Genomic DNA, 25,955 nt, shown 5'->3' on the forward strand with positions numbered 1-25,955 from the left:
CTTATCCGAGAACATAGTGGTCAGGCCCCACCAGACGCAGGCTCGCGTCGTCGCCGATGGGGTGTTGTTGCGGGTCGAAGTACAACCGCTGGCGGGCCCGCTCGATGCGCGGGTCGGGCACCGGCACGGCGGACAGCAGCGCCTGGGTATAAGGGTGGCGCGGGTCGCTGAACAGTTGTGCGGTGGGCGCCAGTTCGACGATCCGCCCCTCGCGCATCACCGCCACCCGCTGACTGACATGGCGGACCATGCTCAGGTCATGGCTGATGAACAGGTAAGTGACGCCCAGTTCCTGTTGCAGGTCCATCAGCAGGTTGATGATCTGTGCCTGGATCGACACGTCCAGCGCGGTGATCGGCTCGTCGGCGACGATCAGTTTCGGTTTCAGCGCGATGGCCCGGGCGATGCACAAGCGCTGGCGCTGACCACCGGAAAACTCGCGAGCACGACGGTCGCCCATGGCCGGGTCGAGCCCGACCTTGCGCATCAGTCCGGCAACCTGGCGTTGCAGGTCATCAGCGTCAAAGAACGCCTTGTGCACCCGCAGTGGCTCGGCAACGAAATCGCCGACCGCCATGCGCGGGTCGATAGCGCTGTAGGGATCCTGGAAGATCACTTGCAGGTCCCGTCGCACCGCCCGCAAGCGCGCCGCGTCCAGGCCGGCGATGCGCTGGCCGGCGAATTCGACGCGGCCGGAGTCGGCCTGGTCCAGGCCACTGAGCAAGCGTCCGAGGGTGCTTTTGCCGGAGCCGGACTCACCCACCAGCGCCAGGGTTTCTCCCGGCATGATGTGCAGGCTGACATCCCGCACCGCAGGGGTGCTGGTCTGGCGCAGCCATCCGCCCTGGCGGAAGGTCCGCGACAGGCCTTCGGCCCGGAGCAAGGGTTGCAGGCTCATATACCGCCCTCCCGGGCAATGATCGATCGCAAGTCATACCAACTGGCTGACAGGTGCCCGGCCGCACCCTCAACCACCTGACGCAGGGGCGGCTGTTCGATGAAACAGCGCGGCGTGGCGTAGCGATTGCGCACCGCGAACGGGTCGCCCGGCCGCGCCGTGCGCAGGTCCGGCGGCTGGCCGGGGATGGCCTGCAGACGCTGGCGCTCGGGGCGCGGCAGCGAGCGCAACAGGCCCAGGGTGTAGGCGTTGCGCGGGTCGTAGAACAACGCATCGACCGGACCGCGTTCGAGGATGCGCCCGGCATACATCACCTGCACCGTGTCGGCGAGCCGGGCGACCACGCCGAGGTCGTGGGAAATCCAGATCAGGCTCAGGCCCAGTTGCGCCTTGAGCGCCATGACCAGATCGACGATCTGGGCCTGGACCGTCACGTCCAGTGCCGTGGTGGCCTCGTCGGCGATCAGCAGTTTCGGCCCGAGGGAAATCCCCATGGCAATCAGCACCCGCTGGCGCAGGCCGCCGGACAGTTGATGGGGGAACTGGCGCAGGCGCTTGTCCGCCTCGCCGATACCCACTTGGTCGAGCAACTCGCGGCAACGCTGGCGGGCCTCGCGCTCGCTCAGGCCGAGGTGATACTTCAGCGGCGCTTTCAGTTGCTGGCCGATGGTCAGCAGCGGATTGAGCGCAGTCATTGGGTCCTGGAACACGAAGCCGATATGACGGCCGCGGATCTGCGTCCACTCACGCCGGCTGAGGCCGCGCAGGTCGCGGCCCTCGAAGCGGATGCTGCCGCCCAGAATGCGCGCGGCGGGATGGTCGAGCAGGCCGGCGATGGCCAAGGCATGGACGCTTTTGCCGCTGCCGCTTTCACCGACGATACCGAGGGTTTCGCCGGCTTCTACGAGGTAGCTCAGGCGGTCGACCGCCAGCAGCATGCCCTGGGCGGTGTCGAAGCCGATGCTGAGGTTGTCGATTTCCAGCAACGCGCTCATCGCCCTCTCCCCGGTTGGTGCTGATCGAAGCGGCGCTTGAGCGCCCGGCTCAGCAGGTTGACGCTGAGCACTGCCAGCAGGATCGCCAGCCCGGGAAAGGCCACGACCCACCAGGCCTGGGCCATGTAGACCTGCCCTTCAACGAGCATCCGTCCCCAGCTTGCCAGCGGCGGCTGCACACCCAGGCCAAGAAAACTCAGCGAAGCCTCGACGATGATGACCCGCGCCACTTCCAGGGTGGCGATCACCAGGCACGCCCCGGCGATATTAGGCAGGATGTGGCGCAACAGGATGCGCCCGTCTCCCGCGCCGATGGCGTGGCTGCTGAGGATGAATTCCATGCCGCGCAACTGCATGACCTGGGCGCGGATCACCCGGGCGAAACCGGTCCAGCCGGTCAGCACCAGCACCCAGACCAGATTGCCCAGCCCCGGCCCTAACACCGCCGCCACCAGCAAAGCCAGAAGCAAGCCGGGCAGCGCCAGTTGCATGTCCACCAGGCGCATCAGCAGCGTGTCTAGCCAACCGCCGACATAGCCGGCGAACATGCCGACGGTGATCCCCAGCACGCCACTCAAGCACACCGAGACCAGCGCCACGGCGAAGGTCAGCGCCGCGCCCTGGATGATCCGCCCGAGCAAGTCACGACCCAGTTGATCGGTGCCCAGCCAGTGCTGCACATCGGGCGCGCGCAGGCGTTGGCCGAGATCGATATACGCGGGGTCGACCAGCCCCTGCACGCAGAGCACGGCAAGCACCAGCAATAGCCCCGCCACCCAGACCGGGCGCAGGTTGTTCAAGGCAGCCTTCATCATCGACGCCCCCCATGGGCAATGCGTGGGTCCAGCCACTGGTTGAGCAGATCGACCAGCAGATTGATCGCCACGAACAGCACCGCCGCGACCAGCACGGCAGCCTGGATCACCGGAAAGTCCTGGCTGTTGATCGACTGCACCAGCAAGCGCCCGCTGCCCGGCCAGGAGAAAACAGTCTCCACCACCACCGCACCGCCCAGCAGTTCGCCGGCGACAATGCCGAGGAAGGTGACCACCGGCACCAGCCCGTTGCGCAGCACATGCCAGCGAAACACATGGCTCCACGGCAGGCCGGCCGCCAGTGCGGTACGCACGTGCTCGCCGTGCAGCGCCTCAAGCAGGCTGGCCTGGAGGAACCGGGCGACACTGGCGGCGATGAACGCACCCAGGGTCACCGCCGGCAGCACCAAATGGCTGGCCTTGCCGTAGCCGCCGCTGGGCAGCCAGCCGAGGTTCACCGCAAACAGCATCACCAACAGCATGCCCAGCCAGAAGCCGGGAGTGGCCTGAGCCAGCAGCACCAGCGGTTGCAGAATGAAGCGCGTCAGGCGATCGCCCCGGGTCGCCAGCGCAACCGCCGCCAGACCGCCACTCACCACGCCGAACGCCAACGCCGAACCGCCCAGCAGCAAGGTCGCCGGCAGCCGTTCCAGCACCTGGGCGAGCGCCGGCTTGCCGCTGATAAACGACTGGCCGAAATCGCCCTCGAACACCTGGCCGAGGTAATGCAGGTATTGCTCCCAGAGCGGCAGGTCCAGCCCCAACTGGGCCCGCAGCGCATCGATCTGCGCGGCGCTGGCGCCGATGGGCAGCAACAGCGCCGACGGGTCGCCGATGAACCGGGTGATCACGAACACCAGGGTCACCGCGCCCCAGACGGCAACCAGCGCACTGGCCAGGCGATGCCACATCAGCACGTTCCTCCGCTGTCCGCGTTCATACCGGTGCCGTGTCAGGCTGCGGCTCGCCCAGGTTGAGCATGAGCCGGTTGGCCCAGGCGAAGATCGCCACCACATGGACCAGATCGAGAATTTCGGCATCGCTGAGCTGCGCGCGCAGGTCACGCACCTGTTCCTCATGGTTGCCGGCGGGTTGCAGGGTCAGGGCGATGGCGAAGCGGATGATCGCCCGCTCGCGGTCGGTGTCGCCGGCACTCCACGGGTCGGCGAACACCTGGGCGATGACCGCGTTGCGCTTGGCCAGTTGTTCGTAGCGCTGGGCATGCACCGAGGCGCAATAGACACAGCGGTTGACCCGCGACACCACCACGCTGGCCAGCTCCCGCTCGGCCCGCGACAGGCCGCCCGGCGCATACATGATGGCGTTGAAGGCCAGTGAGCGGTGGCGCAGGATCTCAGGCTGATGGGCCAGGGTCAGGTAGTACTCCGAGACCAGCGCGCGGGGATGGCTCTCTTTCAGCACGCTCAGTTGCTCGCTGCTGGCGGTGTCCTTGTCCACCAATGGCAGCCAGCTTTTCCAGACGAGGCTGGCGTTGGTGAAGCCCTGTTCTTCGATCAATTCACTCATGCCTGCGCCCTCTTTTCACCGATTACCGCCAGGCCGCCCAGCAGGCGCGCTTCGAACGCCAGGAACGCGACCAATTGCGCAAGGCTCACCGCCTCGACCGGCCCCAGGCCCTGTTCGAGCAGACCGTAGAGGGCCTCGCGATCACCCTGTTCGGGTGTCAGCGTGAGCACTCGGGCATAGCCCAGAATCCGCTGCAAGCGTGGGTCGCCCACACCTTCAAGGTCGTCGGCCTCGATCGCCGCCCGAGAGACCGGCGCGAGGCCGTCGTCCAGCAGTTGGCTGCGGTAATGCGCGGCCAGCGCGGGCTGGCGGTTGAGCACTGCGACGTACAAAGCGACCGCATGGCGGGTCAGCAGGTCGAGGGCCTGGTCGAGGCCGGGATCGAACAGCGCGGCGTGGCTGTCCCGGGTCGCCTGCACGACCTTGTCGCGGCTGGCGCGCAGGTCATGCAGGTACGGGCTGGCCGGCAACAGGCCGGACAACAAATCCGGCCCGGATGAAAGGGAAACGGTCATGGCACTACCTCGGAGGATGGGCGGGAATCACGGGTTCACAGCAGCTCTTCAGGCGCAAGGACACCAGCGGTCCATTCGTCCCCCTGCAACTCAGGTTCTTCGTAGGCCTGCATCTGCGCGAAATGCCAGGCGATGTCCTCACCGAACAACTGCCCAGCCAGCGCCTGGGCGATGCGTTTGGCGCCATCGCTGATGGCCGGGATATCCCCGGAAACACCGCCATAGGTGAGCGCCGCGGGGTAGTTGAAGCAATGCACCCGGCCAAGCCCCGGGCAACTGCCGGGACGGGCCTCCTGGAATTCGAACTGGGCGCCGAGGTCCGGCAACTGTGCCAGCTCGCTGGCGCCCTCGTTGCTAGCGAAGCCCGCGTGGTCCGACCAGACCCGCACATGGGGCGCAAGCCCCGCGAACTCCTCGCGCGTCGTCAGGTCATTGCGAAACCCGGTGGCGAATACGATGAAGTCGTAGGTCAGGTTCGCCCGCGGTGTGCGCACGAGCAATTCGTCGCCCTCGCCCACCACCACCGATTCGATGGGGTTGTCGAACAGGAACCGTGCATTGCCGTGTTTCGATACGCGCAAGGTGCTGCCTTGCGGCGGCGGCACCTGCTGGACTTCCAGGTAGCGCCGAATCCGCCATTTCCAGGCGTCCGGCAGGCGCCAGTAACCGTGGGTCATGCCCGGACTGCCGGCGCCCTTGCCTTTGTTCACCCGCGGCAACTGCGCCCGGCGAATCAACACGTCGACCCGCTCTGCGCCGGCTTCCAGGGCGGTCGCCGCCGCGTCCATGGCCGAGGCCCCGCCGCCGACCACCGCCACACGCTTGCCGGCGAAGTGGTCGTCGCGCAGGCCATCCGCCGAATGCGCCCACAGGTGCCGGGGCAGTACCGCGGCAATCTCCGGAACCCAAGGGCCACCCAAGCCATCACGGCCGGTCGCCAGGACCACATGGCGAGCCAGCACGATGAAGTCGCCGCCCGGGGATTCGACCTGCAGGCACACATGGTCTTCGCGGCTGGCGTCGACATTGGCAACGCGATGGCGGTTGCGCACTTCAAGCTTGAGCACCTGGCGATACCAGCGCAGGTAGTGCGCCCATTGCAGACGAGGAATCTTGTCGAGGGCGTCCCAGGCCGCAGCGCCGAATTGCGCCTGGAACCAGGCGCGGAACGTCAGCGCGGGCAGGCCCAGCGCCGGGCCGCTCAATTGTTTCGGCGAGCGCAGCGTCTCCATGCGCGCGGTAGTAATCCAGGGGCCTTCGAGGCCCTCATCAGCTTTGTCGAACAGGCAGGCCGGCACACCCAGATGCTTGAGTTCGGCGGCTAGCGCCAGGCCGGCCATGCCACCGCCGACGATCACGACCGGGAGCACGGGCTGGCCATCCAACGTTTGCTCCGGGATCCATTCCCTGGCGGGCAGGCCCAACCATTCGAGGTCTTCGGCAAGCCGCTGTTCAAGGGCATCCAGGCCCGGGGAAGGTGAAGATAGGGACATGTAGGTACTCGATGAAAAATCGCGGCCGTTGAATTCATTTTCTGCATTCAATCGGCAATTGAATTCTTAAACCGAATACTATTGGTGAGACTTAATTTCTCCAAAGACTAAAAAACGCTATTCATATGCCCGCAGGTTCAGTCACTGGCTGGCGTAGATCGACTGCATCAGCGCGTCATGACGGTTGGCCGGATGGACGATGACCCCGGGCATCAGCTCCTGGCAAGCCGCTTCCAGCGCCACCACCAGTTGCCGGGCGGCATCGGACAGCGGGCTGGCGAACGGCGTCACCAGGCCGAAGAAGAACGGAATGTCCACCTCGATCGGCCGCACCACCACGCCATTGAGCGGCACGCCAAGGGCGGTGAACGGGTCCGCCAGGGCGATGCCCAATCCGACCCGGGCCATCTGGATGGCGATCAGCGAAGAGTTGGTGTCGATGATGTGCGCGGGCTTCACCCCGGCGGCTTCGAAGGCTTTATCGATACGCCGGCGGAAGCGGAACGGATTGGAAATGCTGGCGAGGGTATGGGCCGCCAGGCGCTCCATGCTGATCACCGCTTCGTCCGCCAGCGGCGAATCCACTGGCAACACCGCTACGCACGGCGCCTGGGCGATCCAGTGCAGCTCCAGCCCGCGGTGCTCCAACGGCAGACTGACCACGCCCAGGTCAACGGTCTTGGACAGCACCGCTTCGATCGCGGGGCCGGGCAGCATGCTGTGCACCTGCAATTGTTGCGGGCGCAGCGCCTCGGGCAGGTTGGCCAGGGTCTGCGGAATCAGCCCGGTGGCCAGCGCCGCGGTTGCGACGATGCGCAACGAACTGTTTTCGTTGCGGGCGATGCTCTGCGCTCGCTGTTGCACATGGCGAATGCCCTGCAGCGCGCTCTCCACCTCGGCGGTCAGCAGGAAGGCCTTCTGCGTCGGCGTGACTTTCGGGCCGCTGCGCTCGAACAGGGCGAAGCCGAGCTCCTGCTCCAGCTCCTGGATCAACCGGGTGATGGTGGGCTGGGAGCGGCCGAGCATCTGCCCGGCGCCCGTCACGCTGCCGGCGGACATAACGGCTGCGAAAGCCTCGAGTTGGCGCAGATCCACGAATTCTCCTTGATAACAGCGATACCGTCTGGCCGTGTGGCCGGGTGCGCTGATTCTTCAATCAAGTGGGATTCATTGCAATCTAAAAGGTATCCGCGCAGCCCCGTGATACTGATCAACTGCGTTGGCCAGCCACTATCGAGGGTTGTTCCAGTGGCTCAGGTGCAGGCTGTCCTCGATCAGGACCAGCCCCGACTGCACCTCGTCCACCACCTGGGTGGTGACCTGCAGCAACTGGTCGATGGTGCCTTCGATTTCTCCTGCCGATTGCCGGGTCCGCCCGGCCAGGCCGCGCACGCTGTCGGCGACTCTGAGAGTCTTTAGGGGGGGCGTCTGGCAGGCTCCCTGCCGCCGTCGAGCGCGGGGCAAGGCTCGCATCGAGCCAACTGGAAGTTGTCATGCTGGGTGCACAAGCGAAGGGAGCGTCACTGCCCGTCACACTTCGCCGAGCAAATTCGTTAACATCTACACAAAGCCGCACCCTCTTTCCCTTTCAGTTGCCCAACCGGCCTTTACGGAGCCACGTGCAGTGTCATTGAAATTGACCGTAATCGATCAGACGCCCATCCATGAAGCCCGAACCTCGGTAACCGCCGCCGCCACGTCGCTGGAACTCGCCATCGCGTGCGAAAGCCTGGGTTACCACCGGTACTGGGTAGCCGAACATCACAACAGCATTCAGTTCGCCGGTGCGGCTCCGGAAATTCTGCTCACGCGGATCGCCAGCGCAACGACAAGGATGCGGGTTGGCAGCGGCGGCGTGATGCTCACGCATTACAGCCCCTATAAAGTGGCCGAAACCTTCGCGCTCATCGGTGGACTTTTCCCTGGGCGCATCGATCTGGGAATAGGACGAGCGCCTGGCGGTAGTCACCTGAGTTCGATTGCCCTCGCTGCCCCCGGCAGTGTTTTACAGCACGATCATTTCCCCCGGCAGGCCGCTGAACTCTGTGCGTTTCTGCGGGGTGATTTCCCGACGAATCATGCTTATGCAGCCTTGGCCTGCGACACCAGCCCTGCCACCCTGCCCTCGCTATGGATGCTCGGGTCAGGCGGCGGTAGCTCAACCCTGGCGGGGCAGTTGGGAATGGGTCTGGCGCTGGCAAAATTCATCGCACCGGCGACATGCTCTCCGGCGATTTTCAGGCAACATGCCGAAGCGTACCGGCAGTCCGGGATCACCACGCCCCCTCCTCGCCTGGTTGCACTTGCAGTGATTTGCGCAGCGTCGGATGACGAAGCGCGCTTCCTCGCCGGCACCGCCGTCTACAGGAAACTGATGGCAGGAAGCATGCCCCGCGAGCCTTTGTTGTCCCCTGGCGAGGTGCAGCGGCGATACGCGCGGATGACTCAGCAGGAGCGAGTCGAGTTCGACAACACGCTAGGCGACATGGTGGTGGGCTCGCCCGAGACCTGCTGGTCGAGGATTCGACACATCGCTGACGAATACGGCTGCGAGGAAATCGGGGTGGTGACGGTCACCTACAGTTTCGATGACCGGCTGCGAAGCTACCGACTGCTTTCCGAAGCATCCGGTCTCGGCGCACGCTAGCGCAAGCCCGGCTGGCGCACCTAAGCATTGCGCTATGGAAGAGCGCGTCCACGGGCTCAAGAGTGAGAGGCTGATCCTTGAAGGGCCACGGCTGCGGCCCCCCGACAGGGTGGCCCTCGCCATACCGGGTCAATGGCGAACGAACGAGCGGTGGTTACACACCACTTCGTCAATGATCGTGCGAAAGATCTTCAAGATCAGCGCCCGGCTCAAGCCATGCTGTGAAGCCAACGCTGAATAACGATGCTCCTGCTGCGACTCGCGCTCGGGGTCCACAGCCTGCCATCGCTGCCGGGCCTTGAGTCGCCCCACTCGCTCGGTGACCTCAAACCGTTGAGAAAGCAGGATGATCAGTTGCTCGTCCAGTTCGTCGATGGTGTGGCGCAAGCTTGCCAGTTCAATGTTGTCCATTTGCCTCTTTCTCCCTCTGCGCTACAGCGCGCTTCCCAGCAGTTTGTTGGCCAGCACCGAGGAGTGGCTTATCTTGCCGTGCAACTCCAGCGGACGTTCTTGCAGGATGGCGCACCACTTGCTCAGTACCTCGATGAAATGCTCGGTCTGGGAAAGCAGCGCATCCGTGTTGTTTTCAAAGATGCTGGTCCACACCGTCACATCCGATGAGGCCAGCCGAATCTGTTCGAAGAAGCTGCGACCGATGAACGAACCGGTCTGCGGGTTGATGGGCAACTGGTCGCCAAAGGTCTCCATCAGCGAGAAGGCGATCAGGTGCGGCAGATGCGAGGTCAACGCCGCGATCCGGTCATGTTGGCGGGCATCGACCCGGCAGGTCACGGCACCAAGCGCGCGCCAGAACCCCTCGACCCGTTCAATAGCGTTCTCCGCCGTGGTGGCGAGCGGAACCAGCAAGCAGCTCTTGCCGACAAATAGGTCTTTGCGCCCGGCCCCCGGGCCGCTCACTTCACCGCCCGCCATGGGGTGGCCGGGGACGAATGAGACATGCGCCGGCAAACGACCTTCCAGCTCGTTGATCACCGTCTGCTTGGCTGACGCGACATCCGTCAGCACAGCGCCGTTTTTCATACCCTCGGCCAGGGCCAGGACTACCGTCGCCACCGCCCCCGTCGGTACGCACACCACCACCAGGTCACAGTCCTGCAATTCCGCCAGGCTAGCGGCACACTGTGTCACCAGGCCCAGCGCCTCAACCTCACGGCAGACCTGGCGGTTGCCATCGAAAAGGTGCACGTGAATGTGCGGGTAGTTCAGTTTCACCGCCCGCAGGATAGAGCTGCCCAGCAATCCCAAGCCAACGATACCCAGATGACGTATGCGTTCCATGCTCCCGCACTCCTTTGCTTGAGTGGTTTACCAATGCGAGCATGAAAATTAGTACGCGAACGATCAATACGCAAGGTCGTAAAATTCTTCATTTGCCACTAACGGACGAGGCAGAAGGAGAATTTTCGCCTGTGAAAAGGCTGAAAAACCTCGATAATGGCGGCCGACGCCCGGATCACCGGCAAGCGGGGTGAATCGGCGTACACGTGGGCGCTCTGCTACAGTCAGGATGTCTATACATCCTGACTGTTCGCTTGTACCCACTTTAAATCACGCGATTAGCCGCCAAGGCATCGCAGCTGGCCCGTTGTCCCATCGTGAACCGGCGGGCAGGCTGCTTCGGCCACGACCACCGGAGAAGCGGCGATCAAATACAACAATAGGTGTAGCGATGTATTCAAGCTTACGTTCCCTTGCAGACGATACGTTTTGTCTGCGCCTGCAGCGAGCTGCCAGGGTCTGGCGCAAGGTATCCGACGAAGAATTGAGCAAGCTCAATCTGTCCGAGGCCACCACCACCCCGTTGTGGCTCATCAATAAACTGGGCGAAGGCCTGCGCCAGCGCACCCTCGCCGACCACATGGGGCTGGAAGGACAGTCCCTGGTGCGCTTGCTCGATCAACTGGAAAGTGCCGGCCTGGTGGTACGTCGCGACGACCCTTCCGACCGTCGTGCCAAGGCGCTCTATCTGACGGACGCCGGTCGCAAGCTGGCGGAACAGGCTGAGTTGGTCGTCAGGCACATCCGCGCCAAGCTGCTGGATGGCGTGCCCTCCGAACACCTGGCGATTGTCGACGGGGTATTTGACAAGATCATCACGGCCGCCGCCGACTGACCCCTTCCGCGCCGGAGCCTTCCCCACACCCGGCGCATTCCCCTCCCCGCATCCCCTTTCGCTCCATGAAAACTCCTTCTAGCAATACTTGCGAATAGCTCGCATGAGATCTAGCATCGTCGTGCAGCATCCGATTATCGCCAGCTTCAATCCATAGAGCGCCTTTCTGCGAGCAAGCCAAGGGACGGCGTTCGTCATGCTTTTATCAGCCCGTGGAGCCCATTCATGTCAGATTCGCTTGAAGTCAGGGACGCTACTCGTGAACGGACAGTTCCCGCTCCCACCCCCGCCGTGCACCGGCAACAGATCATCGACCTGCTCGACCCCGAGAGCTTCCAGGAACTTGACGCCCAGGCCGAGCACGATTGCGTGCATTTCGGCGCCGCTGCCCGCAAGACCCGCGGTGACGGCATCGCCACCGGCCATGGCACAATCGACGGTCGCCCCGTTATCGTCTACGGCCATGACGGCAGTTTCATGGGCGGCAGTTCGAGCCGCATCCACGCCCTGAAAATCGGCAAGGTTCTGGACATCGCCCTGCGCACCGGGGTCCCGGTGATCGCCCTCAATCATTCATCCGGCCTGCGCATCCATGAAGGTGTGGACGCCGATTCGCAATTCAGCCATGTGTTCTACAAGACTGTCAGGGCCTCGGGGGTGGTGCCGCAGATTTCCGTCGTCCTCGGCGACTGCATCGGCGGCGCCGCCTACACCCCGGCGCTGACGGACTTCATTATCATGATCGACAACCAGTCAGCGCTGTTCCTGACCGGCCCCGCGGTGATCCGGCGCGCCACCGGCGAGGAAGTGACCAAGGAAGAAATCGGTGGCGGGTTCATGCACGCCAGCGAAACCGGGCTGGCCCATTTCCTCGTGGACAGTGTCGAGGCGGCACTGGATCTGACCCGGCAACTGCTGTCGTACCTGCCGCAAAACAACACCGCGTACCCTCCGCATGTGGAGGGTCCGACGACCCAGCGTTACCTGACCCCCGCCGTGGCCAGCCTGGTTCCCCGCGAAAAGAACCTGCCGTTCGATGTCCGCCAACTGATCGACGGCTTCGTCGATGAGCAGTCGTTCCTCGAAGTACAGCCGCTCTTCGCCCGCAATATCGTGATCGGCTTCGCCCGGCTGGGCGGCAAGAGCATCGGCATCATCGCCAACCAACCGTCCTGGCTGGCGGGCTGCCTGGACATCAACGCCTCGACCAAGGCCGCGCGCTTCGTGCGGTTGTGCGATGCCTTCGGGATTGCGCTGCTGACCTTGATCGATGTGCCCGGCTACCTGCCGGGGCGGCAGCAGGAACGCTCGAACGTGATTGGTGCGGGCGCCAAGCTGATGCACGCGTATTGCGAAGCCAGTGTGCCGAAAATCGCCGTGGTCCTGCGCAAAGCCTACGGCGGCGCTTATCCCACGCTGGCCAACCGTTCGGCCACCGACCTGATCTTCGCTCTGCCCGGCGCGGAAATCTCGGTAATGGGCCCGGAGGGCGCAGTCGACGTGATTTTCCGCAAGGACATTGCCGCATCCGCCGATCCCCAAGCACGCCGGGAAACCCTGATCGATGACTACCGCCAGGCCCACGCCAGCGCCGAGTATTCGGCCAGCCGCACCTACATCGAAGGCCTGGTCGAGCCCGAGCATCTACGCAATACGCTGATCGCCAATTTCACCCTCTTGCAAGACAAGATCCCGGGGCTGCCGGGTAGAAGACATTCGAACATCCAACTGTGAAGGAGCACGGTCATGGCTATTCCAAGGGACCCCAGCAACGACTATCACGAAGACCAGATCGCCCGACGCCTGGCCTGGGTCGCCGAGCAGACGGATACCCGCCTTCCCTATATCGGCGGAGCGGCAATCAGTGGCGAGCAGGTCAAGGGCACCTGTGAAAACTTCATCGGCTTCGTCGGCACGCCTCTGGGCATTGCCGGGCCGCTGCTGATGAATGGCGAACGAGCCAAAGGCGAGTTCATCGTGCCGCTGGCGACCACCGAAGGTGCGTTGGTGGCATCTTTCTCCCGCGGCATGAACCTGATCACCGACAGTGGCGGCTGCAATATCACCAGCCTGGACAACGCCCAGCCTTCGCCCGGACAGCCCGCGTATCGGTTTCTGGGCGACGCGCTGACCAAGATTTCCGCGTTCGTCCTGCACGACCCCAGTGATGCGCCGCGGTTCGACAGTTGGCTCAGGGCGCACATGGTCGAGATCGTCGAAACGGCCAACGCCACCAGCAACCATGCACGCCTGCTGGAGGTATCGCCGCTATTCCAGGGCGATCTGGTGGGTCTGGCGTTCACCTACGAAACCGGCGACGCGATGGGCCTGAACATGGCCACCAAAGCCAACGAAGCCGCCTGCCGCTATATCAAGAACCAATGCCCGGAGTGGGTGGATTACTATTTCAACACCCTGGGCGGTGACAAGCGCTTCGTGGCCGACCAGGCCAAGGGCCGTTATGTGTCTGCCAGCGTGAGAATTCCCAAGGCACTGGTGGAACAGCGCCTGCGCACCACGCCGCTGCGCATGCAACGCTTCCTGCATGCCTGCAACAGCCTGCTCGCGCAACGCGGCGCGACCGCGCCGAACATCCATGTTGCCAATGCGCTGACCGCGCTGTTCATTGCCTGCGGGCAAGACCCCGCGTTCGTCACGGTGTCGTTCAAAAACGCCTGCACCACCTTCGACGTGCTGGACAATGGCGACCTGCTCGCCAGCGTAACCCTGCCCAACCTGATTGTCGGCACCGTTGGTGGCGGCACGCGCCTGCCCGCGCAGCAAGAGTGCCTGCAGATGCTGGGTTGCACGGACGACGCCCGCAAGCTGGCGGAAATCGCCGCCGCCGTAGCCCTGGCGGGCGAAGTCTCAGTGGCGGGCGCCGTCAGCGCCGGCGAGTTCACCCGCGCCCACACCACGCTGGGCCGTGGCCAGAGTGCCGGGGCAACGCCTGCTCGACTGGCGGAGGTATGACGATGGTTCGTCGCGTTCTGATCTGCTGCCGTGGAGAAATCGCCCACCGTTTTATCCGCACCTGCCAACTGCTGGGCATCGAGACCGTGGTGATCTACAGCGCCGACGATGACCAGGCGCCCTTTGTTCTTGCGGCCGACAGCTCGGTCCGCGTGCAAGCCTGGGATCCCGCGACGCTGATCCAGACCGTGATCGACGCGGCCCTGGACAGCAACGCCGACGCCGTGGCGCCGGGCTATGGGCCATTGGCGGAAAACGCCGACTTTGCCCAGGCCTGCGCAGATGCCGGCCTGCTGTTCATCGGACCCAACGCGGCGGCCGTGCGCCACACCGGCGACAAGATTGCCGCGCGCGCCGCCGCCCAGCGTGCCGGGGTTCCAGTGGTGCCAGGCCTGACCATCGACGATGACGTCGAGACTGGCGCGCGTGCCGCCGACGCCCTCGGCTACCCGGTCCTGCTCAAAGCGGCCCTGGGCGGCGGCGGACGTGGCATCCGCGTGGTGACGCAGCCCGACGAGTTTTCCGGGGCCTTTGCCGAGGTACGCCATGAAGCGATCCGCGCGTTCGGCAGCGGTCAACTGTACCTGGAGAAATTCCTCGGGGAAGTGGTCCGCCACATTGAAGTCCAGGTACTCGCCGACCAGCACGGCCATTACCTGCACCTGGGGACACGGGAATGCAGCGTGCAGCGCCGTCGCCAGAAAATCGTCGAGGAAGCGCCAGCGCCGAACCTCAGTGACGAGGTCCGGCAACGCCTGCATGAGGCGGCGCTGGCTGTGGCCCGGGAGGTCAACTACGACAGTGTCGGCACCGTGGAATTTCTGGTGGATGCCAGCGAACAGTTCTACTTCATCGAGATGAACGCGCGGATTCAGGTCGAGCACCCGGTGACAGAGCAAATCACCGGGGTCGACATTGTCGAACACCTGATTCGTTCGGCCCAGGGCCAGCCACTGGGCCTGACCCAGGAGCAGGTGCGATTTCACGGGCATGCTTTCGAATTCCGCTTGTGCGCCGAAAATGCCCATGGCGATTTCTTGCCCACCGGCGGACGGGTCATCGACTACCGCATCCCGGAGGGCCCGGGAATTCGTGTCGATTCCGGGATTCAGATCGGCTCGCTGATGTCGCCGCTGTTCGACAGCCTGTGCCTGAAACTGATCGTCAGCGCCGACAACCGTGCCTTTGCCGTACGGCGTGCCCGTGCCGTGCTGGAGGAATGGCTGGTGGCGGGCTTCAGCACCAACCTGCCGGTGCACGCCTGGCTGTTGTCCTACCCGGCGTTCGTCGACGGCACGTATGACCTGTCTATCTGCAATCACTTTCCCTCGGCCCATGCCCTGCCCGCCGAAGACGCCCGGCTGCTGCATGCCGTGGCGGCACTGGCGCGGCACCTGGAGCTGTCTCCGGCAGCCGCGCCCGTGCCCGCCACGGCAAGTAACCAACCATCGGCCTGGACCCGGCGCAACAGCCACTGGCAGTTGGCCTGATATCCCTCAAGGAGCGACCCCGCATGAGCAGATCAGCGGCGCACAGCCTGCCCGTCACGACGCTGGCCGGCAGCGCAGAAGGCGACACCGGCACGGCACAGGTGCACATCGAAGCCCTCGGCGAACAGCGTTACCAAGCAGTGTTCGCCGATGGCAGCAGCCTCCTTTTGGAAGTTCTGCAGCAGGACGAACTGCCCCACAGCACCACCCGGCTGACCCTGAACGTGGACGGCCAACGCAAGACCGTGCATGTCACCGCGAATGGCGCGCAACAGTTGACCCTGAACCACGCCGGCAGCCAACGCGCCCTCACCTGGCACAGCGGCAAACGCCGGGGGGATGGCGACGCGACGCCCCGCCAGCACTTCAGCAGCAGTTTGCTGGCACCGATGCCCGCGCGCGTGCTGGAAGTGCTGGTCAGCGAAGACACACTCGTCGAAGAGAACCAGCCGTTGCTGCGCATCGAAGCGATGAAGATGGTCATGACCTTGTCCGCGCCCGGTCGCCGACAGATCAAGACCCTGCACATCAAACAGGACGACGGCATCCTCGCCGGCCAACTGCTGATCACCTTCGCCAAGGTGGATTGAGCGCTGCACACCGCCCCCGTAGCAGCCGCGACGGGGCGCGACCCGGTAACTTTTCTCATATTCAATGGAGCTGAAATGACACTAGAAGCCCGCGTCACCCAGTACTGTGACGACCTGACCTTTGCTTCAATCGACGCCGCCTCCCTGGAAATCGCCAGCCGTTCGTTGCTCGATGCCCTCGGTGTGTCACTGGCAGGTGCCCGCGATGCGGGGGTCAAGGTATTGGCCGGAATCGTCGAGCAATGGGGTGGCCAGCCGCAAAGCCGGGTCCTCGGCCGTCAGCAGGCGCTACCCGCGCCGGCAGCGGCGATGCTCAACGGCGCGGCCGCCCGCGTGCTGGATTTCGATGACGTCGCCGACCCTCTGGGCACCCATCCCAGCGTGGCCATCCTGCCGCCGCTACTGGCGATTGCCGACCTGATCGGCCAGCCCATCGACCGCCAGGCGTTCCTCACGGCCTTTGTCGCCGGCCAGGACCTGTCCATTCGCCTGTCCCGGGCCCGCAAGGAAACCCTGCTGGAAAGCGGTCGCTACGACCTGTGCAAGGTCATCGCCGCCACGGCCGCCGCCGGCAAGCTCTACGGCCTGCGAGGTGCGCAACTGCATCACGCGCTGGGCATCGCCTACACCAGTGCCCTGGGCGAAACCCAGTGCATGATCGATGGCGCCTCGACGGTGTTCTACCAGCAGGGCCTGGTGGCGGCCAATGCGGTGCGCGCCGTGGTGCTGGCGGCCAACGGCTTTACCGGCGCGAGCCAGTTCCTCACCGGTCGCTGGGGCTACTACAACGCCTTCGAACCCGGCTCGGAACTGGACACCATCGAGGCCGGTCTAGGCAACACGTTCAGCAACACCGACGGCATTGCCTTCAAGCCCTACCCCACGTGCCGGCCCAATACCTCGGCGGTGGCCCTGGCCCTTGAACTGGTGCGCGGGCGCCGCCTGCAGGCGGCGGAGGTGGTGCGCATCGACGTGCTGACCAACCGGCAGATCTTCGACCTGGTCAGCGCCCCGATCGAACGCAAGCAAGCACCGACCACGGTCGTCGAGGCGCGCTTCAGCCTGGCTTACAACATCGCCGCGGCACTCACCAGCGGCGACCTGTTCATCGATGACTTCAACGAACAGGCGATCCTGCGGCCTGCGGTGATCGCCCTGAGCCGCAAGATCTTTCCCGACCACGACCCGTCCTGCGAGATCGCCGAACTGGGCACCCACGGCAAGATCAAGATCCGCATCGAGCTGGCCGATGGCACGGTCCTGCAAGGCGAAGTCAGCCACGCCAAGGGTAACCCGCTGAACCCGATGAGCCAGGAAGAGCTGCTGACGAAGTTCAACAAGTGCCTGGCCTGGTCGGACGCTGCCCAGGCCCGGGCACAGTCGGCAACCATCGTCGACTGGATCTTTGACCGCGACGCGATCAACCCTTCCTATCAGGTACTCGCCCAGGCCCTGCACGCCCCGCTGTAATCGACCCAAACGACAACAGGCACCTGTCAAAGGTGCCTGTTGTCGTTTTCCCCGGGACCGCTTGCCGTCAATAGACCTTTTCCACCTCCACCACCGCGATGCGCCGGACTTCATTGCGCTCCAGCGGGCCACCATTGATCTGCGCCAACAATTCACTCTCGCGCTGCCGCGCGCCGATGATCGAACGCGCCTTGACATGCCCGTAGCCGCGAATCGCTTCCGGCAGGCGCGCCCAACTCACCACCAGCGGCAAGTTTTCGGCGGTCAGCTTCGGCAGCAGCGAAAGCACGGTGTTCTGGTAGGTCTCGAGCAGGCGCAGCTCTTCCCGACGCTCCTTGAGCACAGCGAACGGGTCCAGCGCGGTGTGCCGTAAGAAACGCAGCCCCGCCAGCGCCCGGAAGACCGGAATGATCCAGCCGGAGACCTTGATCTTGCGCGGTTCGCCCGTGCGCTTGCGCAAGCCATCCAGCAACGGTGGGGCCAGATGAAAAGTCACCTTGGGCCGGCCGGCGAACGACTCGCCGAGGCTTTTCAGAAACTCGGGCGAACTGTGCAGCCGCGCCACTTCGTATTCGTCCTTGAACGCCATCAGCTTGAACAGGTTGTGGGCCACTGCATGGGCCAGCGTGGTATCGCCCAACCCCGCGGTAGCCTGGACGACCTGCTCGACCATCGCCCGGTAACGCGCGGCATAACGTTGATCCTGATAGTCCACCAAAAACGCACTACGCCGTTGCACCACCTGCGCCAGGGTCTCGTCCTGCGACACCACTGGCGCGGGGCGGATCTGCGGGGCCGGGTTGATCTGACTGTCGACGAAGGCCGGATCGGCCGCCAGCAGTCGTCCCCAGGCAAACGCCACGCGGTTGGACTGGACATCGCCGCCATAGATTTCCAGCGAGCGATCGAGGGCATCGAACGTCAGGGGGATGGCGCCTTGCTGCCAGGCAAACCCCAACAGCAGGATATTCGCCTGCATCGGGCCGACCACCGCCGTCGCCACCTTGCGCGCATCCAGCGACTGATAGCGCTCGGCCCCCACGGTGTCGATCAGGCGCTGCTCGATCGCCCCGGTTTCCAGGCGCACGGCCGGGTCCAGCAGCATCGCGCCGGCCTGGACTTCGCTGGTGCTGGCGACCACCCGGGACTTGCCCCGGCGTAGCACGTTCAAGGCTTCATCTTCAGAGGCAACGGCCAGGTCGGAGGCGATCAATACGTCAGCGCAGGCCCGGTCGATGCGGTGTTGGTGCAACTGCCGTGGATTCCGGGCCAGACGGATGTGACTGAACACCGAGCCGCCTTTCTGGGCAAACCCGGTAAAGTCCAGCACCGACACGTCCAGCCCTTGCAGGTGCGCGGCCATGGCGATGGTGCCCGCCATCGTCACCACACCCGTGCCGCCCACGCCCGTCAGCAGCAGTTCGAAGGTCCGCTCGAAGCCCACCTGTTCTGGCGTCGCCAGGGCGCCGGCGCGGACCAGCACATCCTCGGCGGGCAACTGCTTGCGGCGCGCCGTGGCAGGCGTGCCACTGACGGTGACGAAGCTTGGGCAGAAGCCCTTCACACAGGACTGGTCGAGGTTGCAGGAATCGGTGTCGATACTGCGCTTGCGGCCGAATTCGGTGTCCACCGGCACCACCGACAGGCAGTTGGACTTGACCTGGCAATCGCCACAGCCTTCGCAGACCTGCTCGTTGATCACCACCCGCGACTGCACCTTCGCGGGCGGCAAGCGCTTGCGCCGTCGCCGGGCTTCAGTGGCGCACACCTGGTCGAACACCAACACACTGACGCCGCGCAATTCCCGCAAACGCCGCTGGACACTGTCCAGGCTGTCACGGTGGTAAACCTTCACGCCCTCCGGCAAGCCTTCGCCTGATGGGTAGCGGCTCGGGTCATCCGCCACCACCACGACTTCGCGCACGCCTTCGCTCTGCACCAACTCGACCACCTGGCGCACGCTCAGTTTGCCGTCAACCGGCTGGCCGCCCGTCATTGCAACCGCGTCGTTGTACAGGACCTTGTAAGTGATATTGGCGTTGGCGGCGATGGCTTGCCGAATCGCCAGGTAGCCCGAGTGGAAAAACGTCCCGTCACCGATGTTCTGGAAAATATGTGGGGTCGCCACGAAAGCCATCTGCCCCAGCCAGTCGGCACCCTCGCCCCCCATTTGCACGCTGCCGCTGGTTGCGCGGTCGGGCATCCGCGCCGCCAGCGCATGACAGCCGATACCCAGCCGGGCCTCGCTGCCTTCCGGCAACTGGGTCGAGGTGTTGTGCGGGCACCCCGAGCACAGGTAGGGCGTGCGTTTGAGCCAGTGAAGTTCGCGCGACACCGGGCCTTCGATCCAGTAGCGCGGCGCATCGATGGCCAGGCCAAACGGCGCCAGACGTGTCGCCAGAACCCGCATGATCCGTGAAGGCCGCAGCTCTTCGGTGACCGACAACAACGGTTGCCCGCGTTCATCCAACTTGCCGATGATCAGCGGCCGGTGCTCCGGTTTGGCGTTGAACAGCGCGCGCTTTAGCTGGTCTTCCACTACGCCGGCCTTCTCTTCGACGACCAGCACCCGCTCACAGCGCCGGGCCCAGGATTCCAACACCGGTGACAGCGGGTACACGACCCGCACGCCGAGCAGGGCGATCCCAGCCTTTTCCAGCGCGTCCAGTGTCACGCCGCCACGCTCCAGAGCCTCGCGCACATCGCCATACGCCTTGCCGACGGCCGCGATCAGCAGCCGGGGAAAGGCCGGTGCCACGTCCACCCGATCAAGGGGATTGGCGCGGATGAAACTCCGCGCCGCCTCGATCTTGTAGGAAAACCGCCGTTCAATCTGCATGCCTGGCAAGTCTGGCCAGCGCCAGTGCAGACCGTCAGGTCCGGGATCGATAGTCGGCGCGGTAAAGCGTGGCGCTTCGACGGTTTCGACTGAACGCGATGCCTCGACCGTTTCGGTGATCGCCTTGAACCCGACCCACAGCCCGGAACTCCGCGACAGGGCCCAGCCCCACAACCCGCAATACTCATAATCGTCGAGCCCGACCGGGTGGATCACCGGCAGCCCCCAGGCAATCAAGGCTTGGTCCGACTGATGGGACATCGACGACGAAACGCAACCATGGTCATCTCCGGTGACCACCAATACGCCGCCATGGGGCGACGAACCGTAGGCGTTACCGTGTTTCAGGGCATCGCCGGAACGGTCGACTCCCGGGCCTTTGCCGTACCACATGCCAAAGACGCCGTCGTGCAATCGGGTCGGGTCGCTTTCCACTCGCTGACTGCCGATCAGCGCGGTCGCCGCCAGGTCTTCGTTGATGCCCGGCTGAAAGCGGATGTTGGCCTTTTCCAGCAACGGCCTGGCCCGCCACAGCTCCTGGTCGAGGCCACCCAGCGGCGAGCCCCGATAGCCGCTGACAAAACCCGCCGAATTGATGCCCGCCGCGCGGTCCGCGGCAGCCTGGGCCAATAGCAGGCGTACCAGCGCCTGCTGGCCACTGAGGAAGATCTTGCCGGCGGGCTCTTCGATACCCCGCCGATAACGAGAGTCAAGCCCGTACGCCGAATCCAGAGTCATGTTCGAGTCCCTTCAGAGTGCGCTTGCTGTGGATAGGGGGCAGTGGTGCTGAGCAGCTTCAATCCCTGGCGAGCAATCACAATCGCCTCTCGTAGTACGGCCTCATCGCCGATATGGTTCATCAGCAGCAACACCAACTGGGCATGCAGCAAATGCCCGGCCGATGCGTCGAGGTCCTGGCAGGCGTCGGTCAGTAGCTGGAAGTAGCCATCCGGGTTGCTCAGGCGGCACTCGCTGGCAAGGCTGGTGGCCAAAGGGCTGGATAACGTGCTCATGACACATGCTCCTGTGCGTGGGCAGGCACTTCAGTGGCCGAAGCGATAGCAATGGCGCGCTCGATGGCGGCCACATCGAGAAAGCTCAGGGTGGTCAACACATGCTGGTCCGGGCGGATCACCGCCACCGCCCCCGGTTGCAGGCCGTAGCGCGACGCGACCAGGCCCGTGTGATCCCACACCTGATCGAGCCCCGGGTCGGGCCTGCGTGAAGTCAGCACCAGCACATCGACCGGATAGGCCGCGGCGATCGCCTCCGCTACCGGCGTCGGGCCGGGCTCGTACAGCAATACGGTAAAGCCCCGCCGGCCCAGATGGTTGAGCAGCCAGTCGGGCTTGCCGTGAACGGTTACGGGTGCATCCGGGCTCGCCGTCCCGGGCGCGATGCGGGTGGCGTCGTGCTCGCCGAACTGCTCGAACTGACCGACGCCAAGCAACCGCGCCGGCTTCGACAGCCGCCCGGAATTGATCAGCGTGCGAGCCCAGGAGGTGTTGCTGGCCAGCGCCAGGGACGCTTCGCGCAATACATGCACGGCGCTGCTGGGCGGGGTGATGAAGTCCGCGCTGCGGGTCGAGTTGAGGATGTTTTCGTCAGCGGCGAACACCCGCTCTTCGTCATAGGAGTGAATCAGCGCCGGTGACGCACCGTGGAGGATGATTCCGGCCAGGCGCCAGCCGAGGTTGTCCGCATCCTGGATGCCGCCATTGCCGCCACGCCCGCCAAACGGGCTGACCTGGTGCGCACTGTCACCGGCGAAGACCACCCGCGAATGCACAAAGCTCTCCAATCGCCGGCAGCGGAAGGTGTAGACACTGATCCAGTCGATGCGTAGCGGCGTCTGCTCGCCGAACATCGCTCGCAGCCGCCTGGCGACCCGCTCTGGTTCGCGCTCCACGGCCGGATCGGCGTCGGCGCCCAGTTGGAAATCAACCCGCCACAGGTCATCCGGCTGTTTGTGCAGCAACACCGAATGGTTGGGATGAAAGGGAGGGTCGAACCAGAAACGTCGCTCGGCGGGAAAGTCGGGCTTCATTTCCACATCGACAATCAGGAAGTGATCGTCGAATACCTTGCCGATAAAAGGCAGGTCCAGCGCACTGCGGACCGCCGACCGCGCGCCGTCGCAAGCGACAAGCCAGTCACAATGCAATCGATAGGCACCGTCGGGGCACTCGACACTCACGGTCGCCCCCTCTGCCCGCTGCTCGACGCCCACCACTTTGCTCAGGCACTGCAACTCCACCAGGCCAGTGGCCAGGCAAGCCTGGACCAGCCATTCCTCGATATAGGTTTGCTGGATATTGAGGAACGCCGGATAACCAAAGCCGGGCTCCAACTGAAAGTCGAAACTGAACATCTCCTGGTCTTTGTGGAAGACCCGGCCAAGCTGCCAGTCGACGCCTTTTTCCCGCAAGTTCTCCGGCAACCCCAGGCGCCCGAGGATTTCCAGACTGCGCTGAGCAAACACAATGGCCCTGGATCCTTCCGTCAGCGTCTGCCGGGCCTCCAGAACAACGCTCGCTACGCCGCGCCGGGCCAGGTCGAGCGCCAGGGTCAAGCCCACGAGGCCGGCACCGACAATCGCCAGGGGCACCGTTCGGGCCGTAGTGAGTTGAAGATCCGGGGGAGTGGAATAGATCAAGCTGGACGGCTGGTGCATGAATCGTCGCCTCCGATGGCAAGTTGTCGCGTTAAAGCAGGTCCTGGCAAAGGAAGTTAGCTCCCTGACGCGTAGTACGCAAGTACGCCTTTCTTGAAGTTTTATAGTGTAAAAAACTATGTTTATAACGTTTATCAGTCTGTAACTTTTCCCTGCCACAGCGTGCATCCAGACGATAAAAGCCGCCAGCACATGGCCATCAATACCCATAGATACAAGAGATACAGCCCGAAAACGCCACGCTTAGGCGCGGTGGAGCGCTTCGACATAAAACTCCGAAAAACTATATTGCAAGCGATCTATTCGTGAACTACTTTCTTTTTCGACATGAAGTCATGTTGAACACAAGCCCAGGCGTACCTGGACGTCGCGGTCCATGGAAGGGCGATGATTTATTCAGGAGATGCAATGCTCGACATCACTAAGGAAAACCCGGCATCGACACTCGATTCCGCCGTGGGCACCGAACCGCTGACCGTGCTGTGCACGCTGTTGTCACGGGCCGACAACACGCCTTTGAATCAGCGACGCAAAGGTCCGCTGCAAATGCTCGACCTGTATGGCGAGGTGCTCGGTGACCCGGCCAATACCGTGAATGCATTCGAGGCACAGCCCAACCTCAACTTCGAAAAGTGGACCGAGTACTGGCGCAAGACCCACGGCCCACGCTTCACCCACGCCCTGCCCACCCAAGCGGACGGCCGCCATCCCTTGCTGCGCTATGACCAGATACACCGCCTCAGCGCAGGCCCTTCGCACCTCTCGCCACTGCCCTACCTGCCGCCCCTCGACAACGACGGCCGACTGTTCGACAGCGTGATCGGCCGTGTGCCGCCCTACGCGCGCCCGGATTGGGACGGTATCGCGTACCTCGGCTTCGCCAACACCGACGCCTTGCAAGTCACCTTCGGCCACGAGGAAATCTCCCGGGCGATCCTCCCCGAAGACCAGGTGATCTTCCGCGAGCTGTGCCCGATCCTGTGCCGTCAGCACATCCTCATACCCAGCGCGACATCTCGCGAATCGATCCTGTTGATCAGCCTGATACGCCGTAACCGGGCACTCAGCCGCGACCAGTTCCAGCGCCGCTGGCTACAGGAATACGCACCCCGCTTGCTCGAGCAACCGGCGACCCAGCGCCTGGTCAGGCGCTATGTGCAATTGCACAACATCGGTCCGGTCGACGCGGACCAGCCGCTTTATCACGAAGTGGCCAAGGACATCGACGGCGTGGCAATCAGCGCTTTCAGTTCGATCATCGACCTGGAGGAGTTCCTGCTTGATCCGGGCATCGCCGCGCTCACCCAGGCCCAGGCGCCACTGATCGATACGCAGCAACCTGAGTACTGGACTGGCCTCGCCTTCCAGGTCATCAACCAACTGCCCGGTGAAACCCACACCGCCAGCCCCGCGCCTGCTCGACGGGATGTCGGCGCGCACGCCTGACGCACGCAGCGTCCTGATTCACCCGATCCCCTTATGGAACAAGCGGAGAAGTACCGATGCCCAATGAATGGTCACCCTCGTCCTGGCGTGAAAAGAACGTACTGCAATTGCCCGAGTATCCCGACCCCGAGCGTCTCGCCGCGGTCGAGGCGCAACTGCGCGGCAGCGTGCCGCTGGTGCTGGCCTCCGAGATCCGTTCACTGAAGGCTCGCCTGGCCCAGGTCGCCCGTGGCAAGGCATTCCTCCTGCAAGGTGGCGACTGCGCGGAATCCTTTGCCGAGTTCCATCCGGGCGGCGTCCGCGACCTGTTCAGGGTTTTCCTGCAGATGTCGACCGTGCTCGCGTTCAGCACCGGGGTGCCGGTGGTCAAGGTCGGGCGGATTGCCGGGCAGTTCGCCAAGCCGCGCAGCAGCCCCGACGAAACCATTGACGGGGTGACGCTGCCCAGTTATCGCGGCGATATCATCAACTCCATCGAGTTCAACGCGCAGGCTCGCCGACCCGATCCCGAACGAATCCTGCAGGCGTACAACCAGTCCAGCGCCACCATGAACCTGTTGCGCGCCCTCGGCCGCAGCGGCTTTTCCGACATGCGTCATGTCCAGCAATGGAACACCCGTTTCATTGCCGGCGCCCCCGAGGGCCAGCGCTACCGAGTGATTGGCCGCCGGATCGAGGAAGCCCTCAAGTTCATGAATGCTTGCGGTGTCTCGCCAGAGTCTGTCCAGGCGCTGCGTGAAACCGAGCTGTTCACCAGCCACGATGCGCTGCTGCTCAACTATGAAGAAGCCTTCACCCGCCTCGACTATGCCAGCGACGAATGGTACGACTGCTCGGCGCACATGCTGTGGATCGGCGAACGCACGCGGGGTGTCGAGGATGCCCACGTCGAGTTCCTCAAGGGCGTGAAAAACCCCATCGGCCTCAAATGCGGGCCGACCCTGCGGGAAGACGACCTGTTGCGCCTGATCGATGCGCTCAACCCGGACAACGAGCCTGGGCGCTTGACCTTGATCGTACGCATGGGCGCCGACGTGCTCGCCGAACGCCTGCCGCAGTTGGTGCGCGCAGTGAAGAACGAAGGGCGCGAGGTGATCTGGTCGGTCGATCCGATGCATGCCAATACCATCAAGTCCAGCACCGGCTACAAAACGCGGCGGTTCGCTTCGGTGATCACCGAAGTCGAGCGTTTTTTCGATGTCCACCAGGCCGAAGGCACCCATGCCGGCGGCGTACATCTGGAGATGACCGGTGCCGATGTCACCGAATGCACCGGGGGTGGACAGCGCATCTGCGACGCGGACTTGAGCAATCGCTACCACACCCATTGCGACCCACGCCTGAACGCCACCCAAGCCCTGGAGCTGGCCTTTTTGATTGCCGAGAAACTGAAGATCGAAAAGCCCGAACCGGCGATCCTTGAACTGGCCCTCTGAAACCTTTTCCGCA

23 protein-coding genes are annotated in these 25,955 nt (G+C 64.1%); 9 read left to right on the forward strand and 14 right to left on the reverse strand.

What is annotated here, in order from left to right; translation table 11 throughout:
• Window position 1: 1 nt before the first annotated feature.
• The 9 genes from NTD88_RS01825 to NTD88_RS01865 all read right to left on the reverse strand — a co-directional run bounded on the left by NTD88_RS01825 (window position 2) and on the right by NTD88_RS01865 (window position 7,635).
• The gene (locus NTD88_RS01825; RefSeq protein WP_262155334.1) at window positions 2–898 is read right to left on the reverse strand and encodes an ATP-binding cassette domain-containing protein; all 897 of its coding nucleotides are present in this window, start codon (window positions 896–898) and stop codon (window positions 2–4) included.
• Entirely contained in the window at window positions 895–1,893 is a 999-nt protein-coding gene (locus tag NTD88_RS01830; RefSeq protein ID WP_262155335.1) for an ABC transporter ATP-binding protein, read from the reverse strand. The genes NTD88_RS01825 and NTD88_RS01830 overlap by 4 nt, the downstream gene beginning before the upstream one ends.
• Window positions 1,890–2,708, reverse strand: coding sequence for an ABC transporter permease (locus NTD88_RS01835; RefSeq protein WP_262155336.1), 819 nt, complete (start codon window positions 2,706–2,708; stop codon window positions 1,890–1,892). Before NTD88_RS01835 ends, NTD88_RS01830 begins: the two co-directional genes overlap by 4 nt.
• Window positions 2,705–3,619 (reverse strand): ABC transporter permease, encoded by a 915-nt coding sequence (locus NTD88_RS01840; protein ID WP_262155337.1) that lies wholly within the window; start codon window positions 3,617–3,619, stop codon window positions 2,705–2,707. Before NTD88_RS01840 ends, NTD88_RS01835 begins: the two co-directional genes overlap by 4 nt.
• A gap of 25 nt (window positions 3,620–3,644) precedes the next feature.
• Window positions 3,645–4,235, reverse strand: coding sequence for a peroxidase-related enzyme (locus tag NTD88_RS01845; protein WP_262155338.1), 591 nt, complete (start codon window positions 4,233–4,235; stop codon window positions 3,645–3,647).
• Window positions 4,232–4,750, reverse strand: a complete 519-nt coding sequence (locus tag NTD88_RS01850; protein ID WP_143501931.1) for a CMD domain-containing protein — start codon at window positions 4,748–4,750, stop codon at window positions 4,232–4,234. The genes NTD88_RS01845 and NTD88_RS01850 overlap by 4 nt, the downstream gene beginning before the upstream one ends.
• A gap of 35 nt (window positions 4,751–4,785) precedes the next feature.
• The gene (locus NTD88_RS01855; RefSeq protein WP_262155339.1) at window positions 4,786–6,243 is read right to left on the reverse strand and encodes an FAD-dependent oxidoreductase; all 1,458 of its coding nucleotides are present in this window, start codon (window positions 6,241–6,243) and stop codon (window positions 4,786–4,788) included.
• A 141-nt stretch (window positions 6,244–6,384) separates the two neighbouring features.
• Window positions 6,385–7,338, reverse strand: coding sequence for a LysR family transcriptional regulator (locus tag NTD88_RS01860; protein WP_262155340.1), 954 nt, complete (start codon window positions 7,336–7,338; stop codon window positions 6,385–6,387).
• Window positions 7,339–7,473: 135 nt separating this feature from the next.
• The gene (locus tag NTD88_RS01865; protein WP_262155341.1) at window positions 7,474–7,635 is read right to left on the reverse strand and encodes a hypothetical protein; all 162 of its coding nucleotides are present in this window, start codon (window positions 7,633–7,635) and stop codon (window positions 7,474–7,476) included.
• 232 nt (window positions 7,636–7,867) lie between these two features.
• On the opposite strand from NTD88_RS01865, the gene NTD88_RS01870 reads away from it, so the two are divergent.
• Complete coding sequence (locus tag NTD88_RS01870; RefSeq protein ID WP_262155342.1) at window positions 7,868–8,890, forward strand: MsnO8 family LLM class oxidoreductase; 1,023 nt, start codon at window positions 7,868–7,870, stop codon at window positions 8,888–8,890.
• A gap of 129 nt (window positions 8,891–9,019) precedes the next feature.
• Here NTD88_RS01870 and NTD88_RS01875 read toward each other — a convergent pair whose 3' ends face one another.
• A complete protein-coding gene (locus NTD88_RS01875; RefSeq protein ID WP_095155109.1) occupies window positions 9,020–9,301 on the reverse strand; it encodes a chorismate mutase in 282 nt (93 codons plus the stop codon).
• Window positions 9,302–9,322: 21 nt separating this feature from the next.
• Entirely contained in the window at window positions 9,323–10,189 is an 867-nt protein-coding gene (locus NTD88_RS01880) for a prephenate dehydrogenase (RefSeq protein WP_262155343.1), read from the reverse strand.
• 484 nt (window positions 10,190–10,673) lie between these two features.
• Here NTD88_RS01880 and NTD88_RS01885 point away from each other — a divergent pair, with 484 nt between their 5' ends.
• The 6 genes from NTD88_RS01885 (at window position 10,674) to NTD88_RS01910 (ending at window position 17,547) form a co-directional block, all read left to right on the forward strand.
• Window positions 10,674–11,024, forward strand: a complete 351-nt coding sequence (locus NTD88_RS01885; protein ID WP_262155344.1) for a MarR family winged helix-turn-helix transcriptional regulator — start codon at window positions 10,674–10,676, stop codon at window positions 11,022–11,024.
• A gap of 225 nt (window positions 11,025–11,249) precedes the next feature.
• Window positions 11,250–12,758: an acyl-CoA carboxylase subunit beta gene (locus NTD88_RS01890; protein WP_095155112.1), complete on the forward strand. Its 1,509-nt coding sequence runs from the start codon at window positions 11,250–11,252 to the stop codon at window positions 12,756–12,758.
• 12 nt (window positions 12,759–12,770) lie between these two features.
• The gene (locus tag NTD88_RS01895) at window positions 12,771–13,997 is read left to right on the forward strand and encodes a hydroxymethylglutaryl-CoA reductase (RefSeq protein ID WP_095155113.1); all 1,227 of its coding nucleotides are present in this window, start codon (window positions 12,771–12,773) and stop codon (window positions 13,995–13,997) included.
• Between the two features lie 2 nt (window positions 13,998–13,999).
• The gene (locus tag NTD88_RS01900; RefSeq protein ID WP_095155114.1) at window positions 14,000–15,487 is read left to right on the forward strand and encodes an acetyl/propionyl/methylcrotonyl-CoA carboxylase subunit alpha; all 1,488 of its coding nucleotides are present in this window, start codon (window positions 14,000–14,002) and stop codon (window positions 15,485–15,487) included.
• Between the two features lie 23 nt (window positions 15,488–15,510).
• Window positions 15,511–16,077, forward strand: coding sequence for an acetyl-CoA carboxylase biotin carboxyl carrier protein subunit (locus NTD88_RS01905; protein ID WP_262129294.1), 567 nt, complete (start codon window positions 15,511–15,513; stop codon window positions 16,075–16,077).
• A gap of 75 nt (window positions 16,078–16,152) precedes the next feature.
• On the forward strand, window positions 16,153–17,547 hold the full coding sequence (locus NTD88_RS01910; protein ID WP_262155345.1) for an MmgE/PrpD family protein: 1,395 nt from the start codon (window positions 16,153–16,155) through the stop codon (window positions 17,545–17,547).
• 67 nt (window positions 17,548–17,614) lie between these two features.
• Here NTD88_RS01910 and NTD88_RS01915 read toward each other — a convergent pair whose 3' ends face one another.
• The 3 genes from NTD88_RS01915 to NTD88_RS01925 are packed head-to-tail and all read right to left on the reverse strand — an operon-like array spanning window position 17,615 to window position 23,060.
• Window positions 17,615–21,124 carry an indolepyruvate ferredoxin oxidoreductase family protein gene (locus NTD88_RS01915; protein ID WP_262155347.1) on the reverse strand — a complete coding sequence of 1,170 codons (3,510 nt, stop codon included), beginning with the start codon at window positions 21,122–21,124 and terminating at the stop codon, window positions 17,615–17,617.
• Window positions 21,121–21,399, reverse strand: coding sequence for a DUF2783 domain-containing protein (locus NTD88_RS01920; protein ID WP_095155118.1), 279 nt, complete (start codon window positions 21,397–21,399; stop codon window positions 21,121–21,123). Before NTD88_RS01920 ends, NTD88_RS01915 begins: the two co-directional genes overlap by 4 nt.
• The gene (locus NTD88_RS01925) at window positions 21,396–23,060 is read right to left on the reverse strand and encodes an FAD-dependent monooxygenase (RefSeq protein ID WP_095155119.1); all 1,665 of its coding nucleotides are present in this window, start codon (window positions 23,058–23,060) and stop codon (window positions 21,396–21,398) included. The genes NTD88_RS01920 and NTD88_RS01925 overlap by 4 nt, the downstream gene beginning before the upstream one ends.
• A gap of 408 nt (window positions 23,061–23,468) precedes the next feature.
• Here NTD88_RS01925 and NTD88_RS01930 point away from each other — a divergent pair, with 408 nt between their 5' ends.
• Window positions 23,469–24,506: an EthD domain-containing protein gene (locus NTD88_RS01930; protein ID WP_262155348.1), complete on the forward strand. Its 1,038-nt coding sequence runs from the start codon at window positions 23,469–23,471 to the stop codon at window positions 24,504–24,506.
• Window positions 24,507–24,562: 56 nt separating this feature from the next.
• Window positions 24,563–25,942: a class II 3-deoxy-7-phosphoheptulonate synthase gene (locus tag NTD88_RS01935; RefSeq protein WP_095155120.1), complete on the forward strand. Its 1,380-nt coding sequence runs from the start codon at window positions 24,563–24,565 to the stop codon at window positions 25,940–25,942.
• Window positions 25,943–25,955: the final 13 nt, after the last annotated feature.

It is taken from the genome of Pseudomonas sp. 20P_3.2_Bac5, assembly GCF_025466035.1.
Classification (GTDB): Bacteria; Pseudomonadota; Gammaproteobacteria; order Pseudomonadales; family Pseudomonadaceae; genus Aquipseudomonas.